The sequence below is a fragment of the Pseudomonas sp. NFACC56-3 genome (assembly GCF_900100025.1).
Lineage (GTDB): Bacteria > Pseudomonadota > Gammaproteobacteria > Pseudomonadales > Pseudomonadaceae > Aquipseudomonas > Aquipseudomonas fluorescens_AA.
On sequence record NZ_FMTK01000026.1, the window covers coordinates 34,400 to 48,327 of the forward strand.

Genomic DNA, 13,928 nt, shown 5'->3' on the forward strand with positions numbered 1-13,928 from the left:
CCCGCCCCTGACTTAATCTGAACCTGGAATAAAGCTCACCCGCACCTTCAGCCCGCGTTCCTGCCCGTCATGCAAGGTGATCTGCGCCAGGTGCGCGCGGCAGATTTCGCCGACGATCGCCAACCCCAATCCGGAACCGGCCACTTGCTGGTTGCGTCGATAGAAGCGCTCGAACACCCGCTCCCGCTCATGCAGCGGAATGCCTGGCCCGTCGTCCTCGACTTCCAGGACCGCCGGTGCGATGACCCGCAGGATCACGTTGCCGCCGGACGGCGTGTGGGCCAGGGCGTTGTCCACCAGGTTGCTCAACAGCTCGTTCAACAAGGTCGGCTCGCCCCGCAGCCATACCGGCTCGTCGGCTTCCAGGGCCAGCGCCACGCCTCGGGCATGGGCCAGCGGGGCCATGGCCATGCCCAGCTCACGGGCCAACTGGCTGAGATCGAGCAACTGAGCGCCGCCTTCGGCAATGGCCCGGGCGCCATTTTCCACCCGCGCCAGGGACAGCAACTGGTTGGCCAGGTGAGTCAGTCGATCGGTCCCCTGAGCCGCGGTCTCCAGGGTGTCACGCCAGGTCGCCGGCTCGCTGGCGCGCAAACCCAGCTCCAGGCGCGCCTTGAGCGCGGCCAGCGGCGTACGCAGTTCATGGGCGGCATCGGCGATGAACTGAGCCTGCCGCTCGAATTGCCCGCGCAGGCGCTCGGTGAAATGGTTGAGGGCCCGCACCAGCGGCCATAATTCGTGCTGCACCTCCACCAGCGGCAACGGCCGCAGATCGTCCGGCTGGCGCTCCTCCACCGCCGTGCGCAAGCGCTCCAACGGGCGCAACGCCGCACTGACCGCAAACCACACCAACAGCAGCGCGCCCACGGCCAGCATGCCCAGGCGCAACAGGGTGTCGGCCATCAGGCCACGGGCCATGCTGACCCGCGCCTCTTCGGTCTCGGCCACGCGAATTTCCGCCATGCCATTCATGTTCGGCTCGCTCACCGCCTTGAGCAGGCTCACCACCCGCACGCTCTGCCCCTGGTATTGGGCGTTATAGAAGCGCGCCAGGGCCGGGTAATCGTCCGTGCGAGGCGTCCCGGGCGGCGGGCCGGGAAGGTTTTCGTAACCGGAAATCAACTTCTTGTCGATGTCATTGACTTGGTAATAAATGCGTCCGGCACTGTCGTAGGCAAAGGTGTCCAGGGCCACGTAGGGCACATCCGCGCTGAGGCTGCCGTCGCGCTGGGACAGGCCCGCGGCGATGGTCCGGGCCGAGGCCAGCAGGGTCCGGTCATAGGCGGTGTCCGCCGCTTCGCGGCCGTTCCAATAGGCGCTCAGGCCGCTGGCGAGCATCAGCACCACCAGCAGCAACGCCAGGTTCCAGAGCAGCCGCCAACGCAGGCTGTCGGGCTTATGCATTGCGATTTTCCAGCAGGTAGCCCAAGCCGCGGAACGTCACGATCGCGACCGCATGGCCGTCGAGCTTCTTGCGCAGGCGATGGACGTAGATTTCGATGGCGTCCGGGCTGGCTTCTTCGTCCAGCCCGAACACCTGGGCCGCCAGTTGCTCCTTGCTCATCACCCGCCCTGGCCGGGCAATCAACGCTTCCAGCACGGCCTGCTCGCGGGAGGTCAGGGTCAGCAATTCATCGTCGAGGGTGAAACGCCGGGTATCCAGGTCGTAGACCAGCCCGCCACAGCGCTGCTGGCGTTCGCCGCCCAGTACGCTGCGGCGCAACAGGGCCTTGACCCGGGCCTCCAGTTCAGTGAGCTCGAATGGCTTGGCCAGGTAGTCGTCGGCACCGAGGTTGAGGCCATGGACGCGGTCCTTGACGTCGCTGCGGGCGGTCAACATCAGCACTGGCAAAGTCTTGCCGCGAGCCCGCAGGCGCGCCAGCACCTCGAAACCGTCCATGCGCGGCAGCCCGACATCAAGCACCGCCACGGCGTATTCCTCGCTGCTCAAGGCCAGGTCGGCCGCGACACCGTCGTGCAGCACATCCACGGTCAAACCGGTGCTCTTGAGCGCCTGGGCAACGCTTTCGGCGAGCTGCAGATGGTCTTCGACGAGCAGAACACGCATGGGTTATTCCTCGATTCAGGGATGGTCGACGCCATTCTTTGGCGCGGAGTTTACAGCCGCATCCGCCACTGTGAAGCCAAAAACACGTTGAAAGCTTTTGAAAGGTTAGCGAAAGGTTGGGCCGTTAGAGTCCTCCCACGGACGGTTTCGACTGCCCGCCGCGACGCACATCGCGAACGAAAAACGCCTCGAAGCGTTTTCGCCGAATAAAAACAATAAAAGCGGAGTTATCACATGCTGTCTCTACAGCTCCAGGCCCCAATGCCTGCCCGCCTTTCCCGCATCAATCAGACCACCCTGGCCAGCGCCATCACGCCTCGGTCTGAGGCCCTTCCGCGCCTTCAATCCCGATACGTTCGGCAACGACCTGCGCCCGCCCTCCGCGACGCGACGGCCAGGGGCCAGCAACACCGAATCTACACCACACACAACAACAACTCCTGTGGAGATAACGATGAACCTATCACTGCGTAAAGTAGCCTTGGCCGCCGGATGCCTGATGTTCGCCGGGCAGTTGCTCGCCGCTGATCCGGCCAAAGAACCCAAGCGCCCCGAATGCATCGCCCCGGCTTCCCCTGGCGGCGGCTTCGACCTGACGTGCAAGCTGGTGCAAAGCGCGCTGGTCAACCAGAAGCTGTTGAGCAAGCCGATGCGCGTCACCTACATGCCCGGTGGTGTCGGCGCGGTGGCTTATAACGCAGTGGTCGCCCAGCGCCCGGCCGACGCCGGCACGCTGGTGGCCTGGTCCAGCGGCTCGTTGCTGAACCTGGCCCAGGGCAAGTTCGGTCGTTTCGATGAAAGCGCCGTGCGCTGGCTGGCCGCCGTTGGCACCAGCTATGGCGCCATCGCGGTGAAAAGCGATTCGCCCTACAAGAACCTCGACGATCTCGTACAGGCCCTGAAGAAAGATCCGGGCTCGGTGGTGATCGGTTCCGGCGGCACCGTCGGCAGCCAGGACTGGATGCAGACCGCCCTGATCGCCAAGGCCGCCGGCATCAACCCCCGCGACCTGCGTTACGTAGCCCTCGAAGGCGGCGGCGAGATCGCCACGGCGCTGCTCGGCGGCCACATTCAGGTCGGCAGTACCGACATTTCCGACTCCATGCCCCACATCCAGAGCGGTGACATGCGCCTGTTGGCGGTGTTTGCCGAGAAGCGCATCGACGAGCCGGAGATGAAAAACATCCCCACCGCCCGCGAGCAAGGCTATGACATCGTCTGGCCGGTGGTCCGCGGCTTCTACCTCGGGCCAAAAGTCAGCGATGAAGACTACGCCTGGTGGAAAGACGCGTTCGACAAGCTGCTGGCTTCGGAGGAGTTCGCCAAACTGCGTGACCAGCGCGAGCTGTTCCCATTTGCCATGACCGGCCCGGAGCTGGACACCTACGTGAAGAAACAAGTGGCTGATTACAAGGTGCTGGCCAAAGAGTTCGGCCTGATCCAGTAACCGTCTCTGTTCGCGTGGCGGCGCTGGCATCACCGGCGCCGCCCAGGAGTTAGTCATGCTCACCATCCAACGTATTTTTGCTGCGGTGCTGCTGCTGGTTTGCATCGGCCTCGCGCTGATGGCCTGGCCGTATCAGGCAGCTTTTTCCTACGAGCCAGTCGGCCCGCGCGCCTTTCCCCTGCTGATCCTGGGACTGATGGGCCTGGCGCTGCTATACATGCTGCTGCGTCCCACGCCGATCGTACACAGCGACGACGAGCCGCAACTGGACCGCGCAACGCTGCAGAAAATCGCCATCTGCGTGGGGCTGTTGCTGGTATTTGCCGGCACCTTCGAGCCCCTGGGATTCATTCTCGCCGGCACGCTGATCGGCGTGCCGATGGCACGTCTGTATGGCGGCCGCTGGGTGCCCAGCATCGTGGTCAGCACCCTGATGGCCATCGGTCTTTATCTGTTGTTCGACAAAGTGATGGACGTGCCACTGCCCCTGGGCCTGCTCGGCATCCTGGAGAATTGATATGGATACCCTAAGTTACCTCAGCCAGGGTTTCGGCGTTGCACTGACCCCCTACAACCTGTTCACCGCACTGTGCGGCACCTTGATTGGCACCGTCGTTGGCCTGCTCCCGGGCCTGGGGCCAATCAACGGAGTCGCATTGCTGATCCCGATTGCGTTCGCCCTGGGCTTGCCGCCGGAATCCGCACTGATCCTGCTGGCGGCGGTGTATCTGGGTTGCGAATACGGCGGACGCATCAGTTCGATCCTGCTCAATATTCCGGGCGAAGCCTCCACAGTGATGACCGCCCTCGACGGTTACCCCATGGCCCGTCAGGGCCTGGCCGGGGTGGCGCTGTCGCTGTCGGCATGGAGCTCGTTCATCGGCGCGTTCATCGCCACCTGTGGCATGGTGCTTTTTGCCCCGATTCTAGCCAAATGGGCGGTAGCCTTCGGGCCGGCGGAATACTTCGGACTGATGGTGTTCGCCATTGTCTGCCTCGGTGGCATGGCCGGCGATCGACCGCTCAAGACGTTCATCGCGGCATTGATCGGATTGTTCCTGTCCGCCGTCGGGATCGACGCCAACAGTGGTGTGTACCGTTTTACTGGCGATAACGTCCATCTGGCTGACGGTATTCAATTCGTCGTACTGGTGCTGGGCCTGTTTTCCGTCAGCGAAATCCTGTTGCTGTTGGAGAAGACCCACCGCGGCCAGGAAGCGGTGAAAGCCACCGGGCGGATGATGTTCAACTTCAAGGAGGCGGCATCCGTGTTTGCCGTCAACCTGCGGTGCGGCGTGCTCGGGTTCTTCATGGGCGTGTTGCCGGGTGCCGGCGCGACCCTGGCCAGTGCCGTGGCCTACATGACTGAAAAACGCATTGCCGGTGCCAGTGGCACGTTCGGCCAGGGCGACAAGCGCGGCCTTGCCGCCCCGGAAACCGCCATCGGTGGCGAAGCCTGCGGCGCGCTGGTGCCGATGCTGACGCTCGGGGTTCCCGGCTCGGGCACCACGGCGGTGATGATCGGCGCATTGTCGCTGTACAACATCACCCCGGGTCCGTTGCTGTTCCAGCAACAGCCGGACATCGTCTGGGGCCTGATCGCCTCGTTGTTCATCGCCAACATCATGCTGGTGATCCTCAACATCCCGATGATCCGCATTTTCACCCGCATCCTGTCGGTGCCAAACTGGGCGCTGGTGCCTTTCATCGCCATCATTACCGGGATCGGTGTCTTCGCCGTGCACGCCACCACGTTCGACCTGTTCCTGATGGTCGGCATCGGCATCTTCGGCTACATCCTGCGCAAGCTCGACTTCCCGTTGTCGCCGATCCTGCTGGGTTTCATCCTTGGCGGCCTGATGGAGCAGAACCTGCGTCGTGCGCTGTCGATTTCCAACGGTGCGCTGGACATCCTCTGGTCGAGCCCGATCACCTTGGGTTGCTGGGCGCTGACGACGGTCATGCTGTTGTTGCCATTGCTACGGATCTGGCGTCGCCGCGCCGCCCAACGTCGCGCCCTGGCCAATGTCTGAGGCGACTTTCAGACAATGGTGGGGAACACCGCTGGTCGGCCTGGCCGGCGGTTACCTGGCCAGCCTGATCGGCTGGCCTTTGCCCTGGATGGTCGGCTCGTTGCTGGCGATCATCCTGGTGCGCTGCCTGACGCCGTGGCAATTGGCGGAAATCCCCGGCGGCCGCAAATGCGGCCAATGGGTGGTGGGCATCGGCATCGGCCTGCATTTCACCCCGGTGGTGATGGAACAGGTCCTGAGCCACTTCGGCCTGATCTTTTTCGGCGCGCTGATCACCAGCGTGTCCAGCGTGGTAAGTGTCTGGCTGATGCGTCGCACCGGCGAGGACCGTGCTACCGCGTTTTTCTCGAGCATGCCCGGCGGCTCCGGCGAAATGGTCAACCTCGGCGCCCGCAACGGCGCGGACCTGAGCCGTGTCGCAGCAGGCCAGAGCTTGCGGGTGCTGGTGGTGGTGCTGTGCGTGCCGGCGGCCTTCAAGTACCTGTTGGGCGAAGGTGCGCCGGTGCAACATGCCACGACGGTGGACTGGCTGTGGCTGGCGCTCCTGTTTCCAGCGGGCGCCCTGCTCGCCTGGGTCTGGGAGCGCTTGCGCCAACCCAATCCCTGGTTGTTCGGGCCGTTGCTGGTGAGCGCGGCGGTGAGCATCGGTTGGGACCTGCACATCGGCCTGCCCAACGGCGCCAGCCAGATCGGCCAGTGGCTGATCGGCAGCGGGTTGGGTTGTCATTTCAACCGGCAGTTCTTTCGTCGGGCACCGTCGTTCATGGGCCGCACATTGGTTGGCACGGTGTTGACGATGCTGATCGCCACGCTTGCAGCCCTAGGCTTGAGCACCTTGACCCATCTGGATTTGCGTTCGTTGACGCTGGGCATGATGCCCGGCGGCATCGCGGAAATGAGCCTGACGGCGGAGACGCTGCAACTGTCGGTGCCATTGGTGACGGCGTTGCAGGTGATGCGGTTGCTGTTCGTGCTGTTTCTGGCGGAGCCGTTGTTCAGGTATTGGATGCGCCAGCCAAGTTCGCCCTGATCGTCCGGGGCGCCTTCATCGCGAGCAAGCTCGCTCCCACAGGTTCAGGGCAACACAATCCCTGTGGGAGCGAGCTTGCTCGCGATGGCCCCCTGACTGCCGCCCCCTTAAAGCGGCGGCAACCGCCAATCGATCGGCGTCTCGCCATGCTGCTGGAGAAACTTGTTGGTCCGGCTGAAGTGCCCGCAGCCGATGAAACCTCGGTGGGCCGACAGCGGTGACGGGTGGACCGAAGTCAGCACCAAATGCTTGGTCGCATCGATCAGCCTCTGCTTGCTTTGGGCATGGGCGCCCCACAACAGGAACACCAAGTGCGGCTGGTGTTCACTGACGACTTCAATGATCCTGTCGGTAAAGTGCTGCCAGCCTTTTTTGGCGTGGGCGTTGGCATTGGCGCGCTCCACGGTCAGGGTCGTGTTGAGTAGCAACACGCCCTGGTCGGCCCAGCTTTGCAGGTAGCCGTGATTGGGGATGTCGATGTTCAGGTCGCGCTTCAATTCCTTGTAGATGTTCACCAGGGACGGCGGTGTCGGCACGCCCGGCTGTACCGAGAAGCACAAGCCATGGGCCTGCCCTGGACCGTGGTAAGGGTCCTGGCCGAGAATCACCACCTTGACCTTATCCAGCGGCGTGGAATTGAGGGCGTTGAAAATCAGTGGAGCCGGTGGATAGATCTCCTTGCCAGCAGCGTATTCACTGCGTAGGAACTCACGCAACTCCGCCATGTAGGGCTGGTCGAACTCGGCACGCAGTGCCTGCTTCCAGCTCGGTTCGAGTTTGATACGGTCGTCAGCAGTCATGGTTGCATCCGGTAAAAAACAATGGGCGCACCCTAGGAAAGCCTACAGGGCTTGTCAATTGATCTGACGCAGAACCGGCACTTTCCTACATAGCGGTCATACTGAACATTCAAATTTCTGATCGAGGTCACGATGAATCTGCACTTCGAAGAGCTCACCGGCATCGACGGTGCCCGCATCGGCATCGCCACCCTGGATGCCGAAAAATCCCTGAACGCCCTGTCCCTGCCGATGATCAACGCCTTGCGCGATCGCCTCGATGCCTGGGCCCGGGAACCGCAGGTCGTTTGTGTGCTGTTGCGGGGCAATGGCGCCAAGGCCTTCTGCGCCGGCGGTGAAGTGCGCAGCCTGGTGGAGGCCTGCCGCGCTCATCCCGGCGAAGTACCGCCGTTGGCGGCACAATTCTTCGCGGCGGAATACCGCTTGGACTTCAACCTGCACACCTACCCCAAACCCTTGCTGTGCTGGGGCCACGGTTATGTACTGGGCGGTGGCATGGGGCTGCTGCAAGGCGCCAGTACCCGCATCGTCACGCCAAGCAGCCGCCTGGCCATGCCGGAAATCAGCATCGGCCTGTACCCGGATGTCGGCGCCAGTTGGTTCTTGTCACGCCTGCCCGGCAAGCTCGGGCTGTTTCTCGGCCTGACCGGCGCCCACCTGAATGCCCGGGACGCCATCGACCTGGGCTTGGCCGACCGCTTCTTGCTGGATGAACAACAGGACGACCTGATCGAAGGCCTGCTGCAACTCAACTGGCAAGAGCAGACCGAGATGCAGCTCAACAGTTTGCTCAAGGCCTTGCAGCAGGAAGCTATCGCCCAACTGCCCGAAGCCCAATGGCTGCCGCGGCGGCCGAAAATCGACGAGTGGCTGGATGTCAGCGATGTGCGTTGCGCCTGGAAAGCCCTCAGCCTGTTGGTGGACCACCCTGATCCACTGATCGCCCGGGCCGCCAAGACCATGACCGAAGGCTCGCCGTTGACCGCTCATCTGGTCTGGGAGCAGATCACCCGGGCTCGGCATTTGTCCCTGGCCGGTGTGTTCCGGATGGAATACACCTTGAGCCTCAACTGCTGCCGTCATCCCGAATTCAGCGAAGGCGTGCGGGCGCGATTGATCGACAAGGACCACAAGCCGCGCTGGCACTGGCCGGACATCAATCACGTGCCCGAAGCGGCGGTCGAGGCACACTTTCACAAGGCGTGGGAAGGGCGGCATCCGCTGGCGGATTTGTCCAACGAGTAACGAGCCAGGAACAACTCCCTGTGGGAGCGAGCTTGCTCGCGATGGCGGTATATCAGACACATCAATGCTGCTGACCTGACGCCATCGCGAGCAAGCTCGCTCTCACAAAAGCTATCCCATCGGTTTTATGACGGGTACAAAAAAGCGGCGCTATATGCGCCGCTTTCTGTTAGCCCGGGATCAGCGGTGACCGCCCCTTCCGTCATGACCACCGCGTCCCCGATGATCACGCCCGCCTCGCCCGCCTCGGTCGTCATTCCAACCGCCCCGGTCACGGCCGTCCCAGCCGCCCCGATTCGGATAAGACCGGTACGCCGCTCGCGGTGGCGAGTAGTAGCGTGGGCCTTGTTGGTAGTAACGCGGCGGCGAGTAATAGCGCGGCGCCGGTTGGTAATACCGCGGGGCGTAATAGCCACGCGGAACCGAATAATAACTCCCGCCACCGTAATAGACCGGCGCCGGTGAGGTGTAGACCTCGGAACGGTAGTAGCTCGAATCTCCGTCGTAGTAAGGCACGCAGGCCGAAAGAGTCAAACCGAGAAACGCAATGAGGAGCAGTCGTCGATACATGGCGGCCTCCTGGACCGCGGATGGGCCACATCAGCGACGCTGATGGGCGGCAGCCAACTTTGTGTGACTGACACATATTCAGACAGCAAAATCGGAGTCTGGTGCGACCTGGCAACAACTAGAAACATGTCCCTCGTCGCCCTCTTCCGGTGCGCGAAAGCACCACAAGCAAGCACAAATCCGCTCTCGCCCTCCTTCCCCAACACCTGCCGTCTCTGGCCCGGGCGTTTGCCGGAATTGGCACGGCTCTCGCTTTAACAAACTCCGTGCAGGAGTCATCACAGGTTCGCGGCACCACAATTTGCAATGGCTGACTAGGGTTCCGGCTCGCTACTGGCGAGTGGCTGGTCCGAGAGTTGGCGACCTCCAGTTGAGGTTACACGGCGGGACAAAAGCCCGGGAGACAAGCCACCGTTCGCGGTGCCGCGTTGCTCCTGTCCGCCCTTGATCAACTGGAGAACCACCATGCTCAAGCTTCGTCTGTCCGCCCTGCTCCTCGCCGCCCTCTCGGCCCTCGTGAGCTTTTCATCCGCCGCCGCACAAAAAGACCACTTCAGCGTCTGCTGGACCATTTACGCCGGCTGGATGCCCTGGGAATACGCCGGCAGCCAGGGCATCGTCGACAAATGGGCGAAAAAATACGGCATCAAGATCGATGTCGTGCAGCTCAACGATTACGTCGAATCCATCAACCAGTACACCGCCGGTCAGTTCGACGGCTGCACCATGACCAACATGGACGCCCTGACCATTCCCGCCGCCGGTGGCGTGGACAGCACCGCGCTGATCGTCAGCGATTTCTCCAACGGCAACGACGGCATCGTCCTCAAGGGCGAAGGCAAGAAAGTGGCCGACCTCAAGGGCATGGACGTCAACCTGGTGGAACTGTCGGTGTCCCATTACCTGCTGGCCCGCGCCCTGGATTCCGTGGGTCTCGCCGAAAAAGACCTGAAAGTCGTCAACACCTCCGACGCCGACATCTCCGCCGCGTTCAACACCGATCAGGTCAAGGCCGTCACCACCTGGAACCCGATGCTCTCGGACATCAAGGCCCAGCCAGGCGTGAGCGAAGTGTTCAATTCCAGCCAGGTTCCCGGCGAGATCATGGACATGATGGTGGTCAACACCCAGACCCTGCAGGACAACCCGGCCCTGGGCAAAGCCTTGACCGGCGCCTGGTTCGAAGTGGTGGCGCTGATGAATGCGAAAAACGCAGCCAGCCAGGCCGCGTTGGAACACATGGCCAAAGCCTCGGGCACCGACCTCAAAGGTTTCCAGGCGCAACTGGACACCACCAAGCTGTTCGCCACGCCCAAAGAAGCCCTCGGTTTCGCCACCAGCGAACAACTGCCCGCCACCATGGGCAAGGTGGCCGAATTCTCGTTCCAGCACGGCTTGCTGGGCGAAGGCGCCAAGGACACGAACGCGGTCGGCATGGCGTTCGCCAATGGCGTGACCCGCGGCGACAAGGCCAACCTCAAGCTGCGCTTTGACCCGACCTACGTACAGCTGGCCGCCGACGCCAAGCTGTAAACCGGAGGACCTGGCATGCGCCTGATCAACCGCTACCCGGATCGTCCCAGCCGCTTGTTGCTGGTGATCCTGCCCTTCGCGCTGGTGTTGTTCGCCTACTTCACGGGCTCTGCCGAACGGTTGACGGACAACCCCAACGATAAACTGCTGCCCAGCGCCGTGCAAATGGCCGATGCGGTCAAGCGCCTGGCCTTTACCGCTGACGCCCGCAGCGGCGAATACCTGCTCTGGCAAGACACCGCCTCAAGCCTGCGCCGGTTGGTCATCGGCTTGGGCATCAGTGCCCTGGCCGGGCTGTGCCTGGGCATTGCCGCCGGCACGTTGCCGCTATTGGGCGCGCCGTTATCGCCGCTGCTCACCGTGGTGTCGATGGTGCCGCCGCTGGCTATCCTGCCGATCCTGTTCATCGTCTTCGGCCTGGGAGAGTTGTCGAAAGTGATGCTGATCGTGATTGGCATCACACCGTGCCTGGCCCGGGACCTGGAACAGCGCGCCCGGGAAATTCCCACCGAGCTGCTGATCAAGGCCCAGACCCTCGGCGCTTCGACCTGGACCCTGATGCTGCGGGTGGTGCTGCCGCAATTACTGCCGCGCCTGTTGATTTCCCTGCGACTGATGCTCGGTTCGGCCTGGCTGTTTCTGATCGCCGCCGAAGCCATCGCCTCCACCGACGGGCTGGGCTATCGGATTTTCCTCGTGCGCCGTTACCTGGCGATGGACGTGATTCTGCCCTACGTGGTGTGGATCACCCTGCTCGCCTGGCTGATGGACTGGGGCCTCAAGCGCCTGACCCGCCAAGCGTTCCCCTGGTATGAGGGGGCGAAGGTATGAGTTTCATAAACGTGAACAACGTCTGGCAACAGTACGGCGACCAGGTGGTGCTCGAGCGCTTGAACCTGAGCGTCGCCGAGGGTGAGTTCTGCACCTTGGTGGGGGCGTCGGGTTGCGGCAAGTCGACCTTCCTGCGCTTGCTGCTGGGCCAGGAACGCGCCAGTCGCGGACAGATTCTCCTGGATGGCGAACCCTTGGCCGGCGAGCCGGATGCCAGCCGGGGCGTGGTGTTCCAGCGTTACTCGGTGTTCCCGCACCTGACCGTGCTGGACAATGTGGCCCTGGGCCTGGAACTGCCGCGCTCGCCGCTGCTGGGCCGTCTGTTCGGCAGCGCCAAGCGTCAGGCCCGGGAAGAGGCCGCACACTTGCTGGACAAGGTCGGACTCGGCCATGGGCAGGATAAATACCCGGCGCAACTGTCCGGGGGCATGCAACAGCGACTGGCCATCGCCCAGGCACTGATCATGAAGCCACGTGTCCTGTTGCTGGACGAACCCTTCGGTGCCCTCGACCCGGGCATTCGCAAGGACATGCACACCTTGTTGCTGGAGCTGTGGCGCGAAACCCGACTGACCGTGTTCATGGTCACCCATGACCTGTCCGAAGGTTTCAGCCTCGGCACCCGCCTGCTGGTATTCGACAAAGTCCGTGTCGATCCCCACGCCCCTGGCGCCTATGGCGCACGCATCACCTACGACATTCCATTGAACAGCGACCGCCGCACCGCCCGTGCCGCCGTCGACGCCCTGCCCGCCGAACTGGCCGGCACCTTGCGTATCGCTTGAAAGGAGTTTTTCCATGCCCGACTCGACCCGCTTGTTTACACCCTTCGCCGAAGAACTGTTGCCCGGCGGCGGCCACCGTTCGTTCGTACTCAAGCGCGGCCAGCTGCTGCGCCTGACCGATCTGCGCGGCGGGGCCAACGTGAGCCTGACGCTACTCAATGCCAACGAGAAAACCGAACGCTTGAACCTGCCCGACAGCCTCAAATGCCAACACACCGCCAAGCTCACCGCCGGCCACTGCCTCTACTCGGACATGGGCCGGGTGCTGGCGGCCATCACCGCCGACACCTGCGGCTGGAGCGACAGCCTGGGCGGCGTGCTCTGCGCCGAGGAAGTCGCGCAAAAATATGGTCAGGGCCGCTACCAGGAACTGCGCAACGGCTTCTTTCGCAACGGCACCGACAACCTGTTGGTGGAGCTGGGCAAATGGGGCCTGGGGCTGTCCGACCTGCTGATGACCCTCAACCTGTTCAGCCGGGTCGATGTCGATGAGGCGGGAAATTTTCACTTCGTCGAGGGCAACTCCCTGACCGGCGACTACATCGAGCTGTACGCGCCGATGGACACCCTGGTGGTGCTGACCGCGCTGCAACACCCGATGGACCCTAACCCGCAATACGCCCCGCAACCGATCAAGCTCAGCTGGATGAATGCCGACGCCAGCGTCGCCGAGCGCTGCCGCCTTTCGCGCCCGGAAAACCAGCGCGGCTTCATCAACACCGACCGCCTGTTCGCCTGAGGATCGCTGCCATGTCACTCGCCATCGCCACCGCACACAAGCAACCCGATACCGCCGTCTACCGTGCCACGATTCCCGCCGGGGAACCCTGGCTGGTGGAGGTCAAGGCCGGCCAGACCCTGCGCATCCTCGACCTGGAAGGCAACCAGGCGGTCGATACGCTGTTCTACAGCCTGGCCAACCCCAAGGAACGCTACGACGTGCAGCGCACCCTGCGCCGGCAAAACAGCGTTTACCTGAGCACCGGCAGCGTGCTGTATTCCAACCTCGGCCACCCGATGCTGACCATCGTCGAAGACACCTGTGGACGCCACGACACCCTCGGCGGCGCCTGCGCCCAGGAAAGCAACACCGTGCGCTACGCCCTGGAAAAACGCTACATGCACAGCTGCCGTGACAATTACCTGCGAGCCTGCGCCCACGACGGTCGCCTGGGCAAAGGCGATATCGGGCCGAACATCAACTTCTTCATGAACGTGCCGGTCACCGCCGACGGTGGCCTGACCTTCGAAGACGGGATCTCGGCGCCAGGCAAATACGTCGACCTGCGAGCCGAGATGGATGTGATCGTGTTGATCTCCAACTGCCCGCAACTGAATAACCCGTGCAACGCCTACAACCCCACGCCTGCGGAGCTTTTGATATGGAACTGAAACTCACCCGCCTGCGTCGCTGGCTGTTCATGCTGTGCCAGAGCCGGTCGGGGCAGTGCATCAAATAAACACAGATTCATGAACACCCTAAATGCCCTGTGGGAGCGGGCTTGCTCGCGAAAGCGGTGGGTCAGTTGGCGGCGATGTCGGATGTGCCGATGTCTTCGCGAGCAAGCCCGCTCCCACAGGTATCA

The 13,928-nt window shown here is 63.0% G+C and carries 14 protein-coding genes and 1 riboswitch; of the genes, 10 read left to right on the plus strand and 4 right to left on the minus strand.

Annotated features, from left to right (window positions below):
• Positions 1-12 precede the first annotated feature (12 nt).
• Together BLO80_RS25755 and BLO80_RS25760 are read right to left on the minus strand one after the other, a co-directional pair.
• On the minus strand, positions 13-1,404 hold the full coding sequence (locus tag BLO80_RS25755) for a sensor histidine kinase (protein WP_092332715.1): 1,392 nt from the start codon (positions 1,402-1,404) through the stop codon (positions 13-15).
• On the minus strand, positions 1,397-2,068 hold the full coding sequence (locus BLO80_RS25760; protein ID WP_003198779.1) for a response regulator: 672 nt from the start codon (positions 2,066-2,068) through the stop codon (positions 1,397-1,399). The genes BLO80_RS25755 and BLO80_RS25760 overlap by 8 nt, the downstream gene beginning before the upstream one ends.
• A 448-nt stretch (positions 2,069-2,516) precedes the next feature.
• Here BLO80_RS25760 and BLO80_RS25765 point away from each other — a divergent pair, with 448 nt between their 5' ends.
• Genes BLO80_RS25765 through BLO80_RS25780 form a run of 4 tightly spaced genes read left to right on the plus strand, consistent with a single transcriptional unit; the run spans position 2,517 to position 6,578 of the window.
• Positions 2,517-3,515: a Bug family tripartite tricarboxylate transporter substrate binding protein gene (locus BLO80_RS25765; protein ID WP_175459551.1), complete on the plus strand. Its 999-nt coding sequence runs from the start codon at positions 2,517-2,519 to the stop codon at positions 3,513-3,515.
• Between the two features lie 55 nt (positions 3,516-3,570).
• A complete protein-coding gene (locus BLO80_RS25770) occupies positions 3,571-4,032 on the plus strand; it encodes a tripartite tricarboxylate transporter TctB family protein (RefSeq protein ID WP_092332719.1) in 462 nt (153 codons plus the stop codon).
• Position 4,033: 1 nt separating this feature from the next.
• On the plus strand, positions 4,034-5,548 hold the full coding sequence (locus BLO80_RS25775) for a tripartite tricarboxylate transporter permease (protein ID WP_092332721.1): 1,515 nt from the start codon (positions 4,034-4,036) through the stop codon (positions 5,546-5,548).
• Complete coding sequence (locus BLO80_RS25780) at positions 5,541-6,578, plus strand: AbrB family transcriptional regulator (RefSeq protein WP_092332723.1); 1,038 nt, start codon at positions 5,541-5,543, stop codon at positions 6,576-6,578. The genes BLO80_RS25775 and BLO80_RS25780 overlap by 8 nt, the downstream gene beginning before the upstream one ends.
• Positions 6,579-6,685: 107 nt before the next feature.
• Here BLO80_RS25780 and ung read toward each other — a convergent pair whose 3' ends face one another.
• A complete protein-coding gene (ung, locus tag BLO80_RS25785) occupies positions 6,686-7,378 on the minus strand; it encodes a uracil-DNA glycosylase (protein WP_092332725.1) in 693 nt (230 codons plus the stop codon).
• Between the two features lie 132 nt (positions 7,379-7,510).
• Between ung and BLO80_RS25790 the strand changes: the two genes are divergently transcribed.
• Positions 7,511-8,623 carry an enoyl-CoA hydratase/isomerase family protein gene (locus tag BLO80_RS25790; protein ID WP_092332727.1) on the plus strand — a complete coding sequence of 371 codons (1,113 nt, stop codon included), beginning with the start codon at positions 7,511-7,513 and terminating at the stop codon, positions 8,621-8,623.
• 180 nt (positions 8,624-8,803) lie between these two features.
• Here BLO80_RS25790 and BLO80_RS25795 read toward each other — a convergent pair whose 3' ends face one another.
• The gene (locus tag BLO80_RS25795; protein ID WP_092332729.1) at positions 8,804-9,193 is read right to left on the minus strand and encodes a hypothetical protein; all 390 of its coding nucleotides are present in this window, start codon (positions 9,191-9,193) and stop codon (positions 8,804-8,806) included.
• Positions 9,194-9,496: 303 nt separating this feature from the next.
• Positions 9,497-9,598: riboswitch (guanidine-I (ykkC/yxkD leader) on the plus strand.
• 60 nt (positions 9,599-9,658) lie between these two features.
• On the opposite strand from BLO80_RS25795, the gene BLO80_RS25800 reads away from it, so the two are divergent.
• From BLO80_RS25800 to BLO80_RS25820, 5 genes are read left to right on the plus strand one after another with little or no spacing between them, the layout of a single operon-like run.
• Entirely contained in the window at positions 9,659-10,726 is a 1,068-nt protein-coding gene (locus tag BLO80_RS25800; protein ID WP_092204421.1) for a putative urea ABC transporter substrate-binding protein, read from the plus strand.
• A 15-nt stretch (positions 10,727-10,741) separates the two neighbouring features.
• Positions 10,742-11,557 (plus strand): ABC transporter permease, encoded by an 816-nt coding sequence (locus BLO80_RS25805; RefSeq protein ID WP_092332731.1) that lies wholly within the window; start codon positions 10,742-10,744, stop codon positions 11,555-11,557.
• Complete coding sequence (locus tag BLO80_RS25810) at positions 11,554-12,342, plus strand: ABC transporter ATP-binding protein (RefSeq protein ID WP_092332733.1); 789 nt, start codon at positions 11,554-11,556, stop codon at positions 12,340-12,342. Before BLO80_RS25805 ends, BLO80_RS25810 begins: the two co-directional genes overlap by 4 nt.
• A 13-nt stretch (positions 12,343-12,355) precedes the next feature.
• Positions 12,356-13,081: an urea amidolyase associated protein UAAP1 gene (locus tag BLO80_RS25815; protein WP_092332735.1), complete on the plus strand. Its 726-nt coding sequence runs from the start codon at positions 12,356-12,358 to the stop codon at positions 13,079-13,081.
• An 11-nt stretch (positions 13,082-13,092) separates the two neighbouring features.
• Entirely contained in the window at positions 13,093-13,734 is a 642-nt protein-coding gene (locus BLO80_RS25820; protein ID WP_042732480.1) for an urea amidolyase associated protein UAAP2, read from the plus strand.
• The last annotated feature ends 194 nt before the right edge of the window (positions 13,735-13,928 follow it).